This window comes from Yoonia sp. D2-7 (assembly GCF_055809435.1).
In genome coordinates this window covers 398,673-419,188 of record NZ_CM147912.1, presented here as the reverse complement: position 1 = coordinate 419,188, position 20,516 = coordinate 398,673, and the positions used below count along the sequence as shown (strand labels likewise).

Below are 20,516 nucleotides of genomic sequence, written 5' to 3'. Positions count from 1 at the left end.
AAAAGCGTCGCACCATCATTCCGCCGCAACCTTCACGGCAGGTGCTACAATGGCGTCACGTATATCCAAAGTGGCTGTAATCTTGCCTTTGCGGCCATCTTCGTAAGTGACTTCCGTTTCGGTATAAATATCTGATTTTCCGCCATAAAGTGCCGCAATCAGATCGCTGAATTTCTCTTCCACGATCCGGCGACGCACTTTGCGCGTGCGGGTCATCTCCCCGTCATCCGCGTCCAATTCCTTGTGCAGAACAAGGAACCGATGCACTTGGCAACCGGCCAACATGGGATCAGCTGCAACTGATGCATTCACCTCGGCGACATGTTCCGCGATCGTATCAAGCACCTGCGGATGCTGCGATAATTCTTGGTACGACGAATAGGCGATGTTGTTACGTTCCGCCCAATTGCCCACCGCAGTCAGATCAATATTGATGAACGCGGTGCAGCGATCCCGATCCGCCCCAAAGACAACAGCCTCAAGGATATTCGGAAAAAACTTGAGCTTGTTTTCCACGTATTTCGGCGCGAACAGCGATCCATCTGCCATTTTGCCCACGTCTTTTGCGCGGTCGATGATCCGCAGATGGCCAGAATTCTCTTCGATAAAGCCAGCGTCACCCGTCGCGACCCAACCTTCGGCGTCTTTCGTAGACGCAGTGCTGTCCGCGTTTTTATAGTATTCCACAAAGACACCCGGCGACCGATAGAATACCTCACCATTGTCCGCGATCTTCAGTTCAACACCCGGACTAGGGACGCCAACAGTATCAGACCGCACCTCGCCATCAGGCTGTTGTGTTATAAAAACGGTCGCTTCCGTCTGACCGTAAAGCTGTTTCAGGTTGATTCCCAAGGCCCGATAAAAATCGAAAATCTCAGGTCCAATTGCTTCACCAGCGGTATATCCAACACGCACGCGGCTAAGGCCAAGCGTGTTTTTCAGCGGTCCAATCACCAGCCAATCGGCCAACTTATACCGCAAGCGATCACCAAAACTGACGTCTTCGCCGTCCAAAAGGCGCGGCCCAACCCGACGGCCGACAGCCATGTATTTGTCAAACAGCCACTTCTTGAAACGACCCGCATCTTCCATCCGGATCATGACGTTGGTTAGCTGCGTTTCGAACACGCGCGGCGGAGCAAAATAGTAGGTCGGACCGATTTCGCGCAGGTCGAACTGCATCGTATCGGGGCTTTCCGGACAGTTCACACAGAACCCAGTCCACATCGCCTGCCCGATGGAAAAGATAAAATCACCGACCCAAGCCATTGGAAGGTAAGCCAAAACTTCATCGCCAGCTTGCAGATGATCGAACTCGGACGAATTGCGCGATGTCTCGATCACATTGCGGTTCGACAGCACAACTCCTTTGGGGCGCCCGGTCGTACCTGATGTATAAAGCATCACGCAGGTGCTGTTGTAATTCAGCGCCACGGTCCGTTCCGCCATCACCGTTTCCAGATTTGACGCACGTCCAGCAGCCTGAACATCGGCATAGGATGTCATGGCAGAGTGATCGTATTTACGCAGACCGCGACCGTCCAAATAGATCACGTGGTCCAGTCCGGTCAGCTGATCGCGGACGTCTTCCAGCTTATCAACCTGTTCCTGATCACCCACAATCGCGAAGCGCGCACCGCAGTGATCCATCGCATAGGCGACCTCTTCGGCAGCCGCGTCCTGATACATCGGCACAGGCACGCAGCCCGCCTTTTGCGCCGCGACCATCGCCCAATACAGCGCGGGCCGATTGCGACCAACAATGGCAACGTGGTCACCAACATTTGCCCCAAGCGACAGCAGACCAAGCGCGAGCGCATCGATCTCTACTGCGGCTTCGGCCCAAGTCCAGCTTTGCCAAATCCCAAATTCTTTTTCACGATACGCAGCCTTGGCACCATGCTGTTCAACATTGCGCGCCAATAGTGCTGGTATGGACGTTGGACCCGCAAGGGGTTGCCCTGTCGCCATTGATTTTCCTCCCCCACATTGAATCGCCTCCCCGCGATCCATTGCTTAGGTTTGATACTGTGCCGACCACCTGCGATCCGTCAAATGGTTTTTTGAACAAGCGTTCATTTAATTTATCTGAACAGGTGATGATGCTCTGCCCGAAGCCGTCGCGGACACCTTTTTTGCAAGCCGATTCAGCGCGAACGTGACACCGCAGAAGCGGCCTCATATAAGGGCACAATTGCAGCTATCTATTAGATGCTACTGCCATTTCCAAGGCGTTTGGCGTCGAAACACATCTGATTTCGGAGCCAAACCAAAGCCGCTTGAATGGTGAACCACGAGGTACAAAAATTGAAATAGCAATGCCCAGATAGTTTTTGACGAAAACCTAAAAGGAACTCACGACGATCAACCTAATCGCCGCCGCAGCAATTCTGTCCGGCTCTATTCCTGCACAAAACGTAGCAACAGATTCGGGTCGTGCCGATCAAAAGCGGTGGCATAATCTATGACAAAGTTATCGGCACGTTCTGCGGCAACAACGAAGATCTGATTTACGCTGGCGGCTTTATCGGCAACGTTCTGGACAAGGTCATAATACAGCCCCAGAAGTGGCTGGGGCTGCACTGCGTTATTCGGCTGCGATTGTCGTTTCGACTTTCTCAACACGCACTGCAGAGAATTTGAATTCGGGAATCTTGCCGAAGGGGTCGACCGCTGGATTCGTTAGAATGTTCGCGGCTGCCTCAACATAGGCAAACGGCAAGAAGACCATGTCAGGCGCGACAGCCCGATCCGACCGCGCCATGATTTTGATCGACCCACGCTTAGTTGTCAGTCGCAATAACCCACCCGGTTCAACACCAAGCTTGCGCAGCGTCGACGGGTGAAGCGAACAGTTCGCTTCTGGCTCAACCGCATCCAGCACCTTTGAACGGCGCGTCATGGACCCGGTGTGCCAATGTTCCAACTGTCGTCCGGTTGTCAGGATCATCGGATAGTCCGCGTCAGGCACATCATCCGGCGCGATCACATTGGCCGGTGTGAATTGGGCGCGCCCGTCTTCGCGCGGGAAACCATCCGCAAAAACAATTGGTTGCCCCGGATCCGTTGCTGACAATGATGGATAAGTCACCACATTTTCGGTCTCAAGCCGATCCCATGTGATGTTATCCAAAGATTTCATCACCTGTGTCATCTCGTCGAACACGTCGCTTGGATGCGTATAGGTCCAACCAAGGCCCAATCGTTTCCCAAGCTCAACTTCGATCCACCAGTCTTCCTTCGCATCACCCGGAGGTGCGACCGCTGGGCGTCCCATTTGCACCTGTCGATTTGTGTTTGTCACCGTCCCGGTCTTTTCGGCAAAGGCCGAAGCAGGCAGGATCACATCAGCATAGTTCGCCGTTTCTGTGATGAAAATATCCTGCACGACCAGATGCTTAAGTTTCGCCAAGGCATCCCGCGCATGTTCAACGTCTGGATCAGACATCGCAGGATTCTCACCCAGAATATACATCCCCTGAATGTCACCCGCGTATACCGCATCAAGGATTTCAGTGACGGTCAGACCCTTGTTCGGGTCAATATTGCCTTCGTTCCAAACCTCTTGAAACGCAGACCGTACGCCGTCGTCACCGACGGGCTGGTAATCGGGCAGGAACATCGGAATGAGGCCCGCATCAGACGCGCCTTGCACGTTGTTTTGCCCCCGCAGCGGATGCAGTCCGGCGCCCGGACGGCCGACCTGGCCTGTCATCAAAGCAAGGCTGATCAGGCAGCGCGAATTATCGGTCCCATGGATGTGTTGCGACACCCCCATGCCCCAGAAAATCATCCCCGCTTTGGCCCCCGCAAAGGTCCGCGCGACGGCGCGCAATTCATCTGCTGGAATGCCGCAAATGCCTTCCATCTTCTCTGGTGAGAAGTCTTTGAGATGCGCTTTTTCAGCTTCCCAGTTTTCGGTATAGGCATCGATATACTGTTGATCGTAAAGTTTTTCTTCAACGATCACATGCATGATCGCGTTCAGCATCGACACATCCGCACCGGGGCGGAATTGCAGCATATGGGTCGAGAAACGCTTCAATGCCTGACCGCGCGGATCCATCACAATAAGTTTGCCACCGCGTTTGGTGAACTGCTTGAAATAGGTCGCGGCGACGGGGTGGTTTTCAATCGGGTTCGCACCGATGACGATGGCGACATCGGCGTTTTCAATCTCGTTGAATGTGGCGGTGACGGCACCCGATCCCACGTTTTCCATCAACGCAGCGACAGATGACGCGTGGCATAGCCGTGTGCAGTGATCGACGTTGTTGTGGCCAAAGCCTTGGCGGATCATTTTCTGGAAAAGATACGCTTCTTCGTTGGTACATTTGGCTGACCCAAAGCCCGCGATCTTGGTCCCGCCGAGTTCTTTCATGCCATTGGCAGCAAAATCCAGCGCTTCGTCCCAAGACGCTTCGCGGAACACTTCGCCCCAATTGCCCGGATCAACGTTCAAGCCCTTTGCGGGCGCATCGTCGCGCCGGATCAAAGGTTTGGTCAGCCGGTGATCGTGGTGAATATAGTCGAAACCGAACCGGCCTTTGACACACAAACGGCCTTCGTTCGCGGGGCCATTAATACCTTCGACGAACTTGACCTTGTCGTCCTTCACTTTCAACGACACCTGACAGCCGACGCCACAGAATGGGCAAACGCTATTGACTTCGCGGTCGTAGTCCGCCGTATCGCCGATTTGGTTTTCATCCGTCACGGTCGCGGGCAACAATGCTCCAGTTGGGCAAGCCTGTACGCATTCACCACAGGCCACGCAGCTGGATGCACCCATCGGATCGTCCATATCGAAAACAGGGTAGGCATTGTGGCCCCGCCCCGCCATGCCGATCACATCATTGACCTGCACTTCACGGCAAGCCCGCACGCACAATCCACATTGAATACACGCATCCAAGTTAACCGACATCGCGACATGGCTGTCGTCGAGCAGTGGGATGTGGTCGCTATCCATCGTCGGAAAACGGCTTTCATTGACGTCCTGTTTGGCAGCCATGTCCCATAGATGAGACGATTTATCGTGCGCGACAGCCTGTTCAGGCTGGTCTGCAACCAGCATTTCCATGACCATTTTACGCGCCTGCACTTCGCGCGGCTGGTCTGTCGTGACGACCATGCCTTCAGACGGTTCGCGGATACAGGACGCCGCCAAGGTCCGTTCGCCATCAATCGCGACCATACACGCGCGGCAGTTTCCGTCGGACCGATAACCGGGCTGCGGTTTGTGGCAGAGATGCGGGATCACAAGACCACGGCCATTGGCCACTTCCCAAATCGTTTCACCCGGCTGGGCGGTCACTGACTTACCGTCGAGTGTAAATTTGATCTCGGCCATAGCGGTGCTCCTCATCCTCAGAGCAAACTACACCACTTTCGTGCAAGTTAAGACAGGCCATCCGCGACCACGATCCGCACATTTGCGCCATGTGCGGTTTCTGATGCGAAATCTACGTGTGGCTTTAGAAAAATGCTTGGGCGTTGTTGATCAGGACGATCCGGATCGCTTCCAGCCCCAACAAGGCGACGATTGGCGATAAATCAATGCCGCCTAAATTAGGCATAAACCGACGGATCGGGGCGTAAAGCGGTTCCAAGATACGTTGCAGCGTGTACCAAATTTGGCCGACCAACGGCTGACGCACGTTCAAGACATCAAAACTGATCAACCAGCTCATGATGAAATGCGCAAAGATAAAGAAACGGGCGACGCCGATGAGCATCAACAAGATTTCAAAGATGGACTGCATGGTATCGCCTTCAATTTGTGCACCGTTCAAGTAAGTTCTAAGTGACAGTCCTGCAAGCCCCAGCTTCCGTTGCGTCAAAGTTGACGTTTACGTCAACAAGGCAGATGGAGAGGGTAATCGTCATCTAAAGGTTGTCCCGATGTATCCTTTCGTACGGCTTATCAAAGATATGTATCTTGCCCGCCGCGCACCTGACCTGCCCATTCTGGGTGTTCATGTGTCGCAACACCGGTGCTGGCCACAAGATATCGACGCGTTCATTGAAATGAATAACGGACGTATCTTAACAATTCTTGATCTTGGGCGCACAGTTTTGGCCAAACGGGTCGGCCTGCTAGACGCGCTCAGGGAAAAGCGTTGGGGTCTTACAATGGCGGGTGTCAGCGTGCGTTACCGCAAGCGTATTCGTCCGTTTGTGAAATTCAAGACTGTCAGTCGCGCTGTGGGCTGGGACGATAAGTTTTTCTACCTCGAACAATCCATCTGGATCGGAAACGAATGCGCCGTGCAGGCCCTGTACCGGTCTGCTGTGACTGACAAAAACGGGATCGTGCGCCCCCGACAGCTATTTGATCACATTGGCTACGAAGGCGACCGACCGCCGCTACCTGCGTGGGCACAAAACTGGATCGACGCTGACCAGACACGTCCTTGGCCCCCAGAAGTGACACCAGACACACAGTCATAAACACGTCACTTGCAATGTGCCGTCCCTTCGGTGTCTTATCGCGGCACTTACGGGGGACGACCATGACAATATCGGCAAAAAAGCGCATCTGGGGCTGGATGAGCTTTGATTGGGCAGCGCAACCATACTACACGCTTGGGTTGACCTTTATCTTTGGGCCATATTTTGCGGTCGTCGCTGCGAATTACTTTCTCGGTCAAGGGCTTGACCAAGAAGCCGCAGGCGCATCAGCGCAAAGCACTTGGGCCTTTGGCCAGACCTGTGCGGGCCTTGTCATCGCCTTTACCGCGCCGTTCCTTGGCGCTTTTGCGGACAATACGGGTCGCAAGATGCCGTGGATCATCGGCTTTTCCCTTCTATATGTCGTCGGCGCGTGGTCGTTATGGTTTTTGACCCCCGACAGCAGCAGCCTGATGCTGTTCCTGATCCTGTTTTATGTCGGCTTTATTGCGGCAGAATCGGCGTTGAACTTCATCAATGCATATTTGCCGTCGCTTGGCACCCCGGAAGAGGTCGGTCGCATCTCGGGCACTGGTGCGTCAGTTGGTTACTGGGGCGGCTTGGTTGCTTTGATCATTATGTTGTTGCTGTTCGCTGAGGACGCGCAGACAGGCAAAACGCTGATCGGTTTGGACCCGCTGTTTGGGCTAGACCCAAGCGCACGCGAAGGCACACGTGCCGTCGGTCCGTTCATGGCGGTTTGGTTTGCAATCTTCATGATCCCGTTCTTCTTATGGGTGCGCGACAATCCTGCTGACGCAGGCGAGGTCCCCAGAATGTCGAAAGTTTGGGGTGATCTGAAACAGACCCTGCGCAATGTCGCACGCCGCAAAAGCACCGCATCGTTCCTGCTCGGGTCGATGTTTTACCGCGACGCCCTGAACGCTTTGTATGCATTTGGCGGCGTTTACGCGACGCTTGTGTTAGGTTGGGGCACGATCTGGCTAGGCGTTTTCGGGATCATCAGCGTCATTACAGCAGCCGTATTTACCTATGTCGGCGGTCGGTTTGACGCGAAGCTGGGACCAAAACCAGTCATCATTTTCTGCATTCTTTGCCTTCTGATCGTCAGCACGATCATCGTCGGCATGTCTCGCACACAGGTGTTTGGCGTCCCGCTTGCGGCAGATTCGATGGTCCCTGACATTATTTTTTTCGTGTGTGGTTCTGTAATTGGGGGTGCAGGCGGCGCAATTTATGCCGCATCGCGGTCCATGATGGTGCGCCACACAAACCCCGAACGTCCAACCGAAGCCTTTGGTCTATTTGCACTTTCCGGCAAAGCGACCGCGTTCATGGCCCCCCTGCTCATTGGGATTTTCACCGCTTGGACCGGTAATGTGCAACTTGGTTTCTTGCCTGTTATCTTCCTCTTTCTTCTTGGCCTCGTGATGCTATCATGGGTCAACAAAGACGGAGATCGCGCAGCATGGTCCGCTTCATAGGCATACTTTCATTGTTAACGGCTTTGGCGGCATGCCAAAGCGAAGACACGGCATCGGTTAGCCAAGCCGCAGCCATTTCGACGTCGAACGCGGGTGATACTCGTGTGGCCAAGACGCTTTTCGGCCACATCCCACGCGGATCGAACCAAACACCCGAAGCGATTGGCGGTTACGCAAAGGGCTGCCAAGCGGGCGCTGTTGAATTGGCCGAAACCGGTCCAACGTGGCAGGCGATGCGCCTGAGCCGAAACCGGAACTGGGGCCAACCTGCGCTGATCGACTATATTCAGGACCTAAGCCGTGAAGTTGCGCGCTTACCCGGCTGGGAAGGTCTGTACGTCGGCGATCTTAGCCAGCCACGTGGCGGCCCGATGTTGACGGGACACGCCAGCCACCAAGTCGGGCTTGATGCCGATATCTGGATGCTGCCGCCTGATCGGTTGAACCTATCTGCACAAGAACGCGAGAATATCTCTTCGATCTCCATGCGTCGTGCCAGCGGGGCCTACACGAACAGCCGTTGGACCGCCGAACATGAGGCGGTACTCAAAGCGGCTGCCTCTGATCCACGTGTCGCGCGCATTTTTGTGTTCCCTGGCGCAAAGGTTGCGATGTGTAACTCTGCGACGGGTGATCGCAGCTGGCTGAACAAAATCCGCCCTTGGTACGGTCACCATTACCATTTCCACGTCCGCCTGAAATGCCCGGCGGGTGACAACACTTGCGTTGATCAAGCGCCGCCACCAGCAGGTGATGGCTGTGCAGATGCGCAGGATTGGGTGAACAACATCCTGAACCCGCCACCCCCAAATCCCAACCCGACGTCTCGTCCGCCGCGCGGACCGATCACAATGGCTAATCTACCCGGCCAATGCCTGAGTGTTTTGAACGCGGACTAAATGCTAAAAATTCTGTTTTCAGCGGCCATTCTTCTGATGGGCGGTCTTGGTTTCACCGAGACCGCCCTTTTCGGGCGTTTTATCATCCACACAGATGGCGGACGGATCGGTGGCCTGTCTGCGGTGCATATCGGTGATGATGGCAGCACCATCATTGCGGTCAGTGATCGCGGCATGTTGATGCAAGGCACAATTTCACGGGACGCAGAAGGACAGATCAGCGGTATTGCCATGGGCACACCCGTTTCAATTGAAAACGCAGACCTGCCAGGAGGTCTGACAAACAACGATTCCGAAGGTATCGCTGTGGCGCCCGACGGCACGATCTATGTTTCTTTCGAAGGGCAGCATCGGGTCGGGAAATTCGCAAACTTCGGGGCCGCCGAACAGACCCTGCCAGTGCCCCGCGAATTTGAGGCTTTGCAGGACAACAGCAGCTTGGAAGCCCTGGCAATCGACGCGGATGGCGCCCTTTACACAATCCCCGAACGGTCTGGACGGTACGATCGGCCTTTCCCGGTATATCGCTACAAAGACGGCAAATGGGATCAACCTTATGCCATCCCGCGCACCGGTGCCTATCTGATGGTCGGCGCGGATTTTGGGCCTGACGGCATGCTTTATGTGCTGGAACGGGATTTCAGCGGCTTCGGTTTCTATACGCGCGTGCGCCGCCTTGATCTGGATGCCGCAACCGCCGAAACGATCCTAGAAACCGGAATTGGCGTTCACGGAAATATGGAAGGCATTTCCGTATGGCAGACCGCGGATGGTCAAATGATCATGACCCTGATCGCGGATAACAATTTCCGCAGCATTCTGACGAACGAGATCGCGGAATACCGTATCGACGGTTGACCTGTCGGCCAGCGAGGCCTAAGTGGGCGCGTCCTTGAACGGTTCGGGGACCAAGTGCCGCACCCTTGTCAAAACGGAACCAATGACATGACACGTATTCTCCCCGGCGTTCTCGCCATGGCCGCTATTGTGGTCGCATCCAATATTCTTGTGCAATATCTGATCCTTGATGGATTGCTGACGTGGGGGGCATTCACATACCCGCTCGCCTTTCTGGTAACAGACATCATGAACCGGCTTTACGGGGCCGCGACGGCCCGCAAGGTTGTGTTCGCAGGTTTGGTCACGGGGATCATCTGTTCCCTGATCGGGACGCAAATCATTTTTGACAGTGAATATGGACCGTACGCAGCCGTTGCGTTACGTGTTGCGATCGGGTCTGCGATTGCGTTCGGCGTGGCACAACTGCTGGACGTTGCAGTGTTTAACAAACTGCGGGACGGATCTTGGTGGAAAGCACCGCTGGGGTCCACTTTGATCAGCTCCACCGTGGATACGGCAATCTTCTTCACCATCGCTTTTTCTGCGCTTTTCAATGGGTTATCCGAATCTGCCATGGTGGAGATTAGCTGGGCGCAGGATGCTGTTCCGTTCTTGACCGTAGGTCCGGACGCTCCGTTGTGGGTTTCTTTGGCGGTTGCGGACTGGGGCGTGAAGCTTGTGATTGCTTTGCTCGCTTTGGTGCCGTTCCGAATTATTGTTGGGCGATTTGTGGATGCGCGGGCTTAATCTGCGTTGTCACAAAAAATTATCTTGATTTTAAGATCAGGTATGCCACCTTCAAAGTATAGGCGAAACATTTTGAAAGGAGGTGATCCAGTGCATCATGAAGTATTGGAGAAGGCAGTCGGGACAACTTGTGGGGTCTTCAACTAGGGCAGCCCTTAGCTGAGAAAACCACAGGGTGGGCGACCTAACCGACCCCCCTCCGCTATTCAGAGAAGGGCCACCCCACGCCGGGGCGGCCCTTTTTCGTATTTGGACGGTGTGATTTGCGTGCACAACGCGTACACAAGGCGTGCACCGCGTTGTCAGCCCCTGAATTCCAGAAGTGTTAACGCATCATGAAGATTGGCCACGGCATTTGCGTCGGGACCGCTGATGAGTTGTAGTGGACAGATGAAAATCAACGATCAGATCACGCTTGAAGATTGGGAATTGACCGAGCAGTTCGCGCGGTCGTCCGGTCCGGGTGGGCAGAACGTGAACAAGGTTTCGACGGCGGTGGAACTGCGGTTTGAAGCTGCGCGGTCGCCCAATTTGACCGAGGCGGTGAAGCGGCGGCTGCGGCGGGTGGCGGGCCAGAAATGGACGAAGGACGGGGCGGTGGTCCTGTTTGTGCAGGACACGCGGTCCCAAGCACGGAACCGCGAAATCGCGCGGGACCGTCTGGCCGAGATGATCGTGCAGGCGCTGCATGTGCCCAAACGCCGGATCGGAACAAAACCGACCTACGGGTCGGTCAAGCGGCGGCTTGAGGGGAAAAAGGTGCGCGGGGCTGTGAAGAAGTTGCGGGGGAAGGTTGGGGAGGAGTGAGCGTCCACTCAAAGCTTACTGATTAGCCTGCGGAGTAGTTCTGTGCCTTTCGCAACTTTGTCAGTCCCGCCTAGCTCGCGATACTCATGTGCAACCCTTCCAATTGATGCCTCAATCTCATCACCAGTCACACTACCGGCTTCCAGACTTGCCAACTGGGAATCCTTTATTTTCTGAATTTTGAATTTTTGCGCTAGCACATCCCACAAGACATAAAATCGCAGATTATTTCTGTCACTTGAGGATACGTCGGCTCGACGTGAAAGTGAATCCTCGACCAATTTGGCAAGCTCCGCGCAGTTTGAATATGTCTTCAGATTAAACTTTGGATTGAATAGTTGAGCATATTCTTTTTCATCATTGATCAGAGTAGACGGGCGGGCGCGAGCATCATCCGGCCGCCCTAGGTTTGTGGCCATCATACATTGCGCCATGTACGGAACGCTTACTATCTTGTCTGGCGAAATCCCCATATTTTTATAATGGTTTTTTCTTCGGTCGTAGAAAAGTGCTTTTGCTCTCAACGATGTCTCTATGTCACGTTGAATCTTGTCTGTTGCTCGCAGCGAAGCTGCTGACACCTGCGTTTGACTATTGGTTGCCTTAATAATCTTGTCCCGCACTTCATCATCTGAAAGCGGAACTACTTTGATCATTATTTTTCGACTCTCCTCACCAAACTGCAATTCGTCAAAATGGTCGAGAATTTGCGTTGATGTTTGAAGTCCATTGACGATTTGCGGCCCTTCTATAGCTAGCGATTGCCCAGATATCTGCGCGCGGTCAGCGACAATTGTAACGCCATTGTTTAGCATCCAAAAATCTACATCCTTTTCGCTTCCAAGCGTGGCCCGGATCTCCTTGTTTACTGGCGTACGACCTTGGTTGTCCCGAACATTTGATTCAAAAATTCGTTCGAGCCGGCGACCACTTTCATCCCGCAAAAAGCTATCAAAATCTCTTAGGTTAGCAAGCACGATGAAACCGTTATCACTATCGCTTAGGACATTAGTAAAATTCAGATTGAAAGTTGTTTTGGGGATTTTCCGAGCCATATCCATTAGATCGGATGCAGAAAGAAGATGTACACTAGCCTTTGACGACGAGAGCATTTTTTCGATCTTTTCGACTAATTCGGACGATCTAATCTCCATATTTGGGTGAACATTGTCATCTGCCCTTTTTGCACAGTAATGGACATGCACCTCTAGACTTGGAAACCGTGTTGCCATTGCTTTATAAATATTTCGAAAGTAAGCAAATTTTGCCTTAACGGAACCGTTCAACTCTGGATGCTCTTCATCCGAAACGCTGAAGTTTAGAAGTTTCTCCAAGGTACGCGAAATCTTATCCAGAGCATCTTCGCTAAAGCCCTTCGATGTTTTTGACTGGATGACATGTAACTCGAATCTCACATCTTTCTTGTGCGAACTCGGGTCGAAGTCTTCGACAACCAGATTTCCATTTAGGAATGCATAGACGGAATCAATACCTCCGTCATGCTCACCATCAACGATTCCATTTTCAATTTCTTCGTAGGAAAGTTCAAAGTCTTTCAAAATTTCAGCGGCACAGAAAAACTCAAAAAAATCTGCATCTGAAAAATGGGGGAACAATTCTCTTTTCTTTTGCTTAAGGATTTCGTCGAGAAGGTACTGATCGTTTACGGCCATGGGTTGTTTCTCACTTTCACATGAGCAACTCTAGATTGGCTAAACTACAACCTCAACCTTCTCTTGCTCTCCGACCCCAAACACTCGCTTATACCGAGCGATTTCCTCGGCGGGGCCCATGGCTTTGTTGGGGTTGTCGCTCAGTTTGACTGTGGGGTTGCCGTTGGCCGCGACCGCTTTGCAGACGAGGGAAAACGGTGCGAGTGCGTCGTCCGGCGCAAGCCCTTTGAAGTCGTTGGTCAGCATGGTTCCCCACCCGAAGGACACCCGCACCCGCCCTGCGAATTGCGCTTGCAGCGTTGCGATTTTATCGACGTCCAGCCCGTCCGAGAAGATGACCAGTTTCTTGCGCGGGTCTTCCCCACGCGCTGTCCACCAGTCGATCGCCCGCTCTGCCCCTGTTGCCGGGTCTCCGCTATCGATCCGCATGCCTGTCCAGCCTGCCAGCCAGTCCGGTGCATCGTCCAGAAACCCCTGCGTTCCGTAGGTGTCCGGCAGGATGATCCGCAGGTTGCCGGAGTGTTCTTCCTGCCAGTCCGCCAGCACGTCGTAGGGCGATTGCCGCAGTTTTTCATCCGTGTCCGCCATGGCTGCGTAGACCATGGGCAGTTCGTGGGCGTTGGTCCCGATGGCTTCGATTTCGCGCTGCATGGCGATCCGGCAGTTGGAGGTGCCGGTGAAGTTGTCGCCCAGCCCTTCTTTCAGCGCCTGCACGCACCAGTCCTGCCAGAGGTAGGAATGCCGCCGCCGCGTCCCGAAGTCCGCGAGTTTGAGGTTGGGCACGTCGCGGAGTTTTTCGACCTTGGACCAGACTTTGGTCATGGCTTGAGCGTAGAGGACCTGCAGTTCGAACCGCCCCATGTCCTTGAGCACCGCCCGCCCCCGCAGTTCCATGAGCGTGGAGAGCGCCGGAATTTCCCAGAGCATGACTTCGTGCCATTTGCCTTCGAAGGTGAGTTCGTACTGCCCGTCCCGTTTTTCGAGGTGATAGGGCGGGAGTTTGTGGTTTTCGAACCATTCCATGAAGTCGGGCCGGAACATTTGCCGTTTGCCGTAGAAGGTGTTCCCCCGCAGCCATGTGGATTCACCGCGTGACAGGGACAGCGACCGGATATTGTCGAGCTGTTCGCGCAGTTCGCCTTCGTCGACGAGGTCCGCGAGGCGCACGTGTTTGGACCGGTTGATCAGCGAGAATGTGACGTTGGTGTCCGGATGGTTCCGAAAAATGGATTGGCACATCAGGAGCTTGTAGAAATCCGTGTCGATGAGCGACCGCACGATTGGGTCGATCTTCCATTTGTGGTTCCAGACCCGTGTTGCGATGTCGACCATGTGCGTGTTCCCTTTGACTTACAGCAGGTTAGACCAAGGGCACGACCCATTGGCAAGGGCGTTCCAAAATAGTTCAATTTGTCGCTGTTTATCGAACCTCAACGAAGTGGACGTATCGGGTACCGGAAGGAACCGATCATGACCAAAACTTTCTATGCGCTCGATAACGAATTTGCTGCCGCGTCCGGTAGCAATGTGGATGTCCATCAGGACTATAGTTATTTCGACCACCCCCCGGGATCGACGACTAACCTCGAAATCACGTCGAATATGGGGGACGATAAACCGATTTTGTTTGAAGTCGGGGAAACCTACGACCTAACATGGTCGGGTCATGGCGGCGGTGGTGACATGCAGGACGCGACCATTATTCGCAGCGACTACGTTGGTCCGGGCGAAGGCGCCGTGGTCTTTGAAGGCACGAATTCTGTTACTGGCGAGCTATTTCAAATGGTTTGGTCCCCCGGATTTGATTTGGAAAGCTGGTATTGGGACAACGGTGGCGGGCCAGACAGCCCGAACGCCTTTTGGACCAGCGACCAGAACGCAGCCGAAACATATCAAGCCGTTTGTTTTGCGGAAGGCACGCTTATCACGACACCCGACGGCCCCAGACCGGTTGAATACCTACAACCCGGTGATCTGGTCGTCACGTTGGACGACGGCATTGTGCCGATCCGGTGGGTCAGGTCGGATACCCAACCGCTGGAAGATACGTCACCCGATGCGAAACCTGTCTTGATCTCTGCAAACGCCTTGGGAAAAGGGCGGCCGTCGACGGACATGGTGGTATCGCCGCAGCACCGTTTGTTCGTTGGGGGCAAAGGTCAATTGGAAGCCTTATTCACAGAAGAAGCCTTCGCGCCTGCAAAATCACTGACCGCTTTGCCGGGTGTTCGCCATATGAACGGCAAGAAGAACGTCACGTGGGTTCATTTTGTCTGTGATGCCCATCAAATTGTTCTTGCGAATGACTGCTGGTCGGAAACGCTTTTATTGGGGCCAATGGTGTTGGCGCTGTTGTCAGACGATCAAAGAAGGGCGTTGCGACACATATTTGGCGCCCCGATCGTTCCCGATGCCCCACTGAATGGGCCGCCAGCACGCGATTGTTACACGGTGGGGATGGTGCAGCGCCGCCTTGACACCCTGCGTCGATCGTTGGGGCCGCTTGATGTGAACCAAATCGCGCGTAGCGATGTCACCCGCGCGTTGGCCAATCCGACGCCACAACGGCGTAAAAAAGATCGCCGTGGACCGCAGAAACCATGGCCCGCAGCCAACGAAAGGCGTGTGGCGACAGACAGGCGGCGCGTGCGGGATAAAGCGGACAGGCCATTGGTGAACGCAAAGCCAGTTTTCTAACGTTGGCCGTGCGCGGTGCACGTTCTAGCCCTGATTGCGGGCTGCCATTGCGGCATCGTGAAGCTTTTTGCTGACTTCGGGTGATACGCCCAAGATCGCTTCTACTTGGTGCAAAAGTTGGTCTTCTGCTTCCGCTTCAACACCATCTGCGAAAACAACAGCCCAAAGTGCCGCAACTGTGGCTTCGCGTTCTTCGAGACTAATCGCGTCATGCAAGATGGTCGACAAAGCGTCGGTATCTGGCATTGCTTCTTCCAGTTTTTCGCATTCGGCCCGCATTTTCGCGGCCTGAACGGGGTTTAATCCGTAGCGATGCGCCAAAACGTCATCGATCTGTTCGATTTCTTCAAAAAGATACGCTTTGTCGATTTTCGCCGCGCGCACCAACAAAGCCCCCAGCGCATGCTGTGCATCTGCCTCTGGCAGCTTGGTGACGTTGGTTTCTTTATGAAACATGGACAAAATGCGATCGAACATGGTGAAGCTCCGGAATGTCGTTAACGAAGTCTAGCCGTGCGCCGCTTTGGGGGCTAGCCCCCAAACCATCGGGGATTTGCGTCTGACGCTGTACGAAGGGCGCTTGACCACAGTCGGGGCAAAGCAGAGTGTGCAGCTGATTTTGAAGGATAAAACATGACGGGTTCATTTCAGCTTCGCGTGGTCGCCATGGTTGTCGGTGCGATGATCCTGATCGTTGGTGGTGATGTGGCCGGTCGGATGTTGACCAGTGCGGGATTTTCACAATTTTTCGTAGCCTGGACGCGTTTTGCCTTGGCGGCCGTCCTACTTGCCCCAGTCGTCGGCCTTCAAAAAGGCGAAATGCGGCTTTTGCTGAAACCCGCGTTGATGTTTCGCGCCTGCCTGATCGCAGGGGGGATCGCGTCAATCTTGACCGCGCTCAAGACCGAACAGCTGGCGACTGTGTTTGGCGGTTTCTTTGTTGGGCCGATCATTTCTTATGCACTGTCCGCCATATTCCTTAAGGAAAAGGTAACGATCCCCCGCACGGTTCTGTTGTTGGTCAGCTTTGGCGGTGTTTTGTTGGTCGTGAAGCCGGGATTTGGGATGACACCGGGTCTTGGATTTGCGTTGCTGGCTGGCGTTTTCCACGGCAGCTACCTTGTCGCGACGCGGTGGTTGGCAGGATCCTATCGCCCACGGTTTTTGCTGTTTTCGCAGCTTGTCATCGGTTCCATTGTCTTGGCCCCGCTCGCGATCGCGCCGCTGCCGTCATTGACGTTGCCCTTTGTCGGATACATCACAATCAGCGCGATGGGGTCGGCGATCGGTAACCTGTTGCTTGTGCACGCGAATCGCGCGGCAGAGGCATCCGTGATCGCCCCATTGATCTATAGCCAGATCATCATCGCGACTGTCTTTGGGTTCCTATTCTTTGGCGAATGGCCCGATTCAATTGCCTTGATGGGCCTCGCCGTGATTATCACCGCTGGTGCCGGTTCAATCTGGGCGGCGGGCCGCGCGAAATAGGCGATCTGTCGCAAACGTGAATTTACCAAACGCACGAAGTAATGGATGCAAGAGGCCTGATAACAAAGGAAGTCCCGATGCGTTTGGTTTTGATTGCGATACTTGCCCTCTGGTCCGCCTCTGCGATGGCCCAATCCGTGACCCCGCGCGATGGTTGGGTTGTTATGCATAGTGACAAACCTTTTGATGTTTTGCTGAGCGATTTGCGCGAGGCGGTCAGCGCCAATCAGATGGCCGTCGTGACCCAAGCGGGCCCGACTGGTGCTGCTGCGAACCGTGGCATCACGATTCCCAATAACCGTGTCGTTGGGGTTTTCAACAATCTGTTCGCCGTCCGCATCCTAAATCTGTCCACGCCTGCGATGATCGAAGCCCCGATCCGGTTCTATCTTACCGAGACAGAAGATGCCGCTGCGACCCTGTCTTATAAGACACCTTCGTTTGTGTTCGCCCCCTATGCCGATGACGCAGAGCCCGATCTCTTGGCCGCCGCGACCGAGTTGGACGCCATTTTTCTGGCGATTGCCACCGCCGCCCGCTAAGACATTCTAAACAGATCAAGGATACAACATGACCGAGACTTTGCGCGCCGCTGATGTGCTTGCCCGTCGATTGTATGAAGCAGGGTGCCGGCACGCATTCGGCATGCCCGGTGGCGAAGTTTTGACGCTGATCGACGCGTTGGAGGCCGCCGGCATTCAGTTTCATCTGGCACGGCACGAAAATGCCGCCGGTTTTATGGCCGAAGGGGTGCATCACGTGGACGGCGCGCCTGCGATCTTGGTCGCGACAGTTGGTCCAGGTGCGATGAACGGCGTGAACGTTGTTGCGAACGCGGAACAGGATCGTGTTCCATTGATCGTGCTGACGGGCTGTGTCGATGCCGCGGAGGCCGAACAATACACCCACCAAGTGCTTGATCATCGGAAGGTTTTCGACCCGATCACAAAGGCAACGTTCACGCTGGATGCTGCTGCCGCCGGGATTATCGCCGAAAAAGCGGTTGGTATCGCGACTGAAGGGCGTTCTGGCCCTGTGCAAATCGACGTGCCGATTTCGGTTGCGGACGCCCCTGCCGTGCCTGCACCGTTCCGCCGCGCTGTTGCGAGTGATGTTGTTCCCATCGGAACCGATTTGAACACCGCACGCGATTGGCTTGCCGAGGCCAGCCGTCCGGTGATGATTGTTGGTCTGGATGTTATCAAAGACAAATCCACCGAAACACTCCGCGCGTTTGCCGAAATTCACGGCGTTCCTGTCATCACGACCTACAAGGCGAAAGGCGTTTTGCCTGAGGATCACCCGCTTTGTCTTGGCGGTGCTGGCCTATCGCCTTTGGCCGACAAACACTTGTTGCCCTTCGTTGACGAGGCCGACCTGATCATTTGTGTCGGCTATGATCCCATTGAAATGCGACCCGGTTGGCAGAATGCGTGGGATCCGATGGTGACGAATGTCATTGATATTACAGCAGCGCCCAACCATCACTTTATGCACCAAGCCACGCTTAGCTTTATTGCCGACACGGGCGCTACGCTTGCCGCCTTATCCGAAGGCATTCCGCCTTGCACGACATGGCCAGACGGTGAAATTGCGGACGTAAAGACAGCGCTTTCCGCCGCTTTTCCCCGTGATGAAGAATGGGGCCCCGGCGCTGTGATTGCTGAATGTCGCGACGCATTGCCGATGGACACGATTGCGACCGTTGATAGTGGGGCGCACCGGATTTTGCTGTCGCAGATGTGGGAATGCGCCGACCCGCGGACCTTGCTGCAATCAACCGCGCTTTGCACGATGGGATGCGCGGTGCCGCTTGCCATTGGAGCCAAACTCGCCGCGCCTGAGCGCACTGTAGTTAGTTTTTCTGGCGATGCCGGGTTGCTGATGGTGGCTGGTGATCTGTCAACTGCGGCTGAAAATGCCCAAAACACGATTTTCGTCGTGTTTGTCGATCAATCGCTCGCGTTAATTGATTTGAAACAACGCGGTCGTAAGTTGGAGAACAATGGCGTTGATTTCAGGGGCCATGACTATGCCGCCATCGGGCGCGCGTTTGGCGGACATGGTGCAACTGTAACAAATAGGACGGAACTACGCGCTGCATTAGAGGCGGCGCAAACAGCTGACAATTACACGTTGATCGCGGCTGTGATCGACAAACATGCATATGATGGACGTATCTGATGGCGGGTGCACTGGATGGTCTGCGTATCCTTGATCTGACCCGTATTTTGGCGGGCCCGACGTGTACGCAATTGTTAGGTGATCTTGGCGCTGAAGTGTTAAAGATTGAAAACCCCGGTACTGGCGGAGATGATACACGCAGTTGGGGGCCACCTTTTGCCGAAGGTTCGGATGGTGAACCAACTGACCTGAGCGCATATTTCATGTGCGCGAACCGTAACAAGCTGTCCGTGGCCGTTGATATCGCGACACCCGAAGGCCAAGACACGATCCGCGCTTTGGCCGCAGAATGTGATGTTGTCATCGAGAATTTCAAACCCGGCGGACTTGCCAAATACGGGCTTGATGCTGCGACGATGCTCGAGAATGATCCGGGTCTTGTCTATTGTTCGATTTCTGGGTTCGGTCAAACCGGACCGAATGCGAACAAACCGGGGTACGACCTGATGGCGCAAGGTTTTGGTGGCATGATGTCCCTGACTGGCGTGCCGGACGGGGAGCCGATGAAGGTTGGTGTTGGGATCGCCGACGTGATGTGCGGCATGTATGCGACCATCGGGATTTTGGCGGCGCTACGTCACCGCGACAAAACCGGTGAAGGCCAACATATCGACGTCGCCCTTGTCGACAGTCAGATCGCGTGGCTGATTAATGAAGGCGTCAACCACCTGACGACCGGCGAATTGCCGAAACGGCGTGGCAACGGTCATCCCAATATCGTGCCCTATCAGGTTTTTGCGACCAACGACGGTCACGTGATTGCAGCGGTCGGAAACGATAGTCAGTTTCGCCGGTTTTGCGAATTTCTGGACGTCGCGCATCTGGCCGATGATCCGATGTATGCAACCAATCCGGCGCGCATTGAAAACCGTGACAGTCTTCTCGCGAAAATCATTCCGCTTTTGGCAGCGCTGCCGATGGATGACGTGATTGCGGGGCTCGAGGAACGCAAAGTGCCTGTTGGTCCTGTGCAAACGTTGGATCAGGTTTTTGGCAGTGATCAGGTCAAAGCCCGCGACATGATCGCGACGATTCCGTGTGAAGATACGAAAGACGGTGAAGTGCGGGTCATCGGGAATCCCCTGAAATTGTCGAAAACCCCTGTAACCTATCGTCGCCCGCCCCCACATTTCGGGCAGGACACAGAACACGTTTTAGGCGAAATTCAGCCGAAAAGCTGATTTAACAATCACTTACCCGCTGTCACCGAGATAACAGGTCCGTTATTCACGGGTCTGTGAGATTAAATCTTGCTGCACACCCTGTATGTCAGACTTAAC

General features: G+C 54.5%; 17 protein-coding genes. 11 read left to right on the top strand and 6 right to left on the bottom strand.

Going from position 1 to position 20,516, the window contains the following annotated elements:
* Positions 1-15: 15 nt before the first annotated feature.
* From AC0L7R_RS01900 to AC0L7R_RS01890, 3 genes are all read right to left on the bottom strand, one after another.
* Positions 16-1,974, bottom strand: coding sequence for an AMP-binding protein (locus AC0L7R_RS01900; protein WP_473658568.1), 1,959 nt, complete (start codon positions 1,972-1,974; stop codon positions 16-18).
* Positions 1,975-2,590: 616 nt separating this feature from the next.
* Positions 2,591-5,356 (bottom strand): formate dehydrogenase subunit alpha, encoded by a 2,766-nt coding sequence (fdhF, locus tag AC0L7R_RS01895; protein WP_473658567.1) that lies wholly within the window; start codon positions 5,354-5,356, stop codon positions 2,591-2,593.
* Positions 5,357-5,480: 124 nt separating this feature from the next.
* The gene (locus tag AC0L7R_RS01890; RefSeq protein ID WP_473658566.1) at positions 5,481-5,768 is read right to left on the bottom strand and encodes a YggT family protein; all 288 of its coding nucleotides are present in this window, start codon (positions 5,766-5,768) and stop codon (positions 5,481-5,483) included.
* Between the two features lie 139 nt (positions 5,769-5,907).
* Between AC0L7R_RS01890 and AC0L7R_RS01885 the strand changes: the two genes are divergently transcribed.
* The 6 genes from AC0L7R_RS01885 (at position 5,908) to arfB (ending at position 11,194) form a co-directional block, all read left to right on the top strand.
* Positions 5,908-6,456 (top strand): thioesterase family protein, encoded by a 549-nt coding sequence (locus AC0L7R_RS01885; RefSeq protein WP_473658565.1) that lies wholly within the window; start codon positions 5,908-5,910, stop codon positions 6,454-6,456.
* Between the two features lie 62 nt (positions 6,457-6,518).
* The gene (locus AC0L7R_RS01880) at positions 6,519-7,901 is read left to right on the top strand and encodes an MFS transporter (RefSeq protein ID WP_473658564.1); all 1,383 of its coding nucleotides are present in this window, start codon (positions 6,519-6,521) and stop codon (positions 7,899-7,901) included.
* Positions 7,886-8,800 (top strand): penicillin-insensitive murein endopeptidase, encoded by a 915-nt coding sequence (mepA, locus tag AC0L7R_RS01875; protein WP_473658563.1) that lies wholly within the window; start codon positions 7,886-7,888, stop codon positions 8,798-8,800. The genes AC0L7R_RS01880 and mepA overlap by 16 nt, the downstream gene beginning before the upstream one ends.
* Complete coding sequence (locus AC0L7R_RS01870) at positions 8,801-9,658, top strand: esterase-like activity of phytase family protein (RefSeq protein ID WP_473658562.1); 858 nt, start codon at positions 8,801-8,803, stop codon at positions 9,656-9,658.
* Positions 9,659-9,745: 87 nt separating this feature from the next.
* Positions 9,746-10,387, top strand: coding sequence for a queuosine precursor transporter (locus AC0L7R_RS01865; protein WP_473658561.1), 642 nt, complete (start codon positions 9,746-9,748; stop codon positions 10,385-10,387).
* A 390-nt stretch (positions 10,388-10,777) separates the two neighbouring features.
* A complete protein-coding gene (arfB, locus tag AC0L7R_RS01860; RefSeq protein ID WP_247127813.1) occupies positions 10,778-11,194 on the top strand; it encodes an alternative ribosome rescue aminoacyl-tRNA hydrolase ArfB in 417 nt (138 codons plus the stop codon).
* 8 nt (positions 11,195-11,202) lie between these two features.
* On the opposite strand, the gene AC0L7R_RS01855 is transcribed toward arfB, so the two are convergent.
* Both AC0L7R_RS01855 and pncB read right to left on the bottom strand, forming a co-directional pair.
* A complete protein-coding gene (locus AC0L7R_RS01855) occupies positions 11,203-12,867 on the bottom strand; it encodes an AIPR family protein (RefSeq protein WP_473658560.1) in 1,665 nt (554 codons plus the stop codon).
* A 39-nt stretch (positions 12,868-12,906) separates the two neighbouring features.
* On the bottom strand, positions 12,907-14,199 hold the full coding sequence (gene pncB, locus AC0L7R_RS01850; protein WP_473658559.1) for a nicotinate phosphoribosyltransferase: 1,293 nt from the start codon (positions 14,197-14,199) through the stop codon (positions 12,907-12,909).
* A 138-nt stretch (positions 14,200-14,337) separates the two neighbouring features.
* On the opposite strand from pncB, the gene AC0L7R_RS01845 reads away from it, so the two are divergent.
* On the top strand, positions 14,338-15,564 hold the full coding sequence (locus AC0L7R_RS01845; protein WP_473658558.1) for a Hint domain-containing protein: 1,227 nt from the start codon (positions 14,338-14,340) through the stop codon (positions 15,562-15,564).
* Between the two features lie 24 nt (positions 15,565-15,588).
* On the opposite strand, the gene AC0L7R_RS01840 is transcribed toward AC0L7R_RS01845, so the two are convergent.
* The gene (locus AC0L7R_RS01840; protein WP_348107078.1) at positions 15,589-16,041 is read right to left on the bottom strand and encodes a tellurite resistance TerB family protein; all 453 of its coding nucleotides are present in this window, start codon (positions 16,039-16,041) and stop codon (positions 15,589-15,591) included.
* 156 nt (positions 16,042-16,197) lie between these two features.
* Here AC0L7R_RS01840 and AC0L7R_RS01835 point away from each other — a divergent pair, with 156 nt between their 5' ends.
* From AC0L7R_RS01835 to AC0L7R_RS01820, 4 genes are all read left to right on the top strand, one after another.
* Entirely contained in the window at positions 16,198-17,052 is an 855-nt protein-coding gene (locus AC0L7R_RS01835; protein ID WP_473658557.1) for an EamA family transporter, read from the top strand.
* Positions 17,053-17,129: 77 nt separating this feature from the next.
* Entirely contained in the window at positions 17,130-17,594 is a 465-nt protein-coding gene (locus AC0L7R_RS01830) for a DUF302 domain-containing protein (protein WP_473658556.1), read from the top strand.
* A 28-nt stretch (positions 17,595-17,622) separates the two neighbouring features.
* Positions 17,623-19,236 carry a thiamine pyrophosphate-binding protein gene (locus tag AC0L7R_RS01825; RefSeq protein WP_473658555.1) on the top strand — a complete coding sequence of 538 codons (1,614 nt, stop codon included), beginning with the start codon at positions 17,623-17,625 and terminating at the stop codon, positions 19,234-19,236.
* Positions 19,236-20,417 (top strand): CoA transferase, encoded by a 1,182-nt coding sequence (locus AC0L7R_RS01820; protein ID WP_473658554.1) that lies wholly within the window; start codon positions 19,236-19,238, stop codon positions 20,415-20,417. The genes AC0L7R_RS01825 and AC0L7R_RS01820 overlap by 1 nt, the downstream gene beginning before the upstream one ends.
* Positions 20,418-20,516 lie beyond the last annotated feature (99 nt).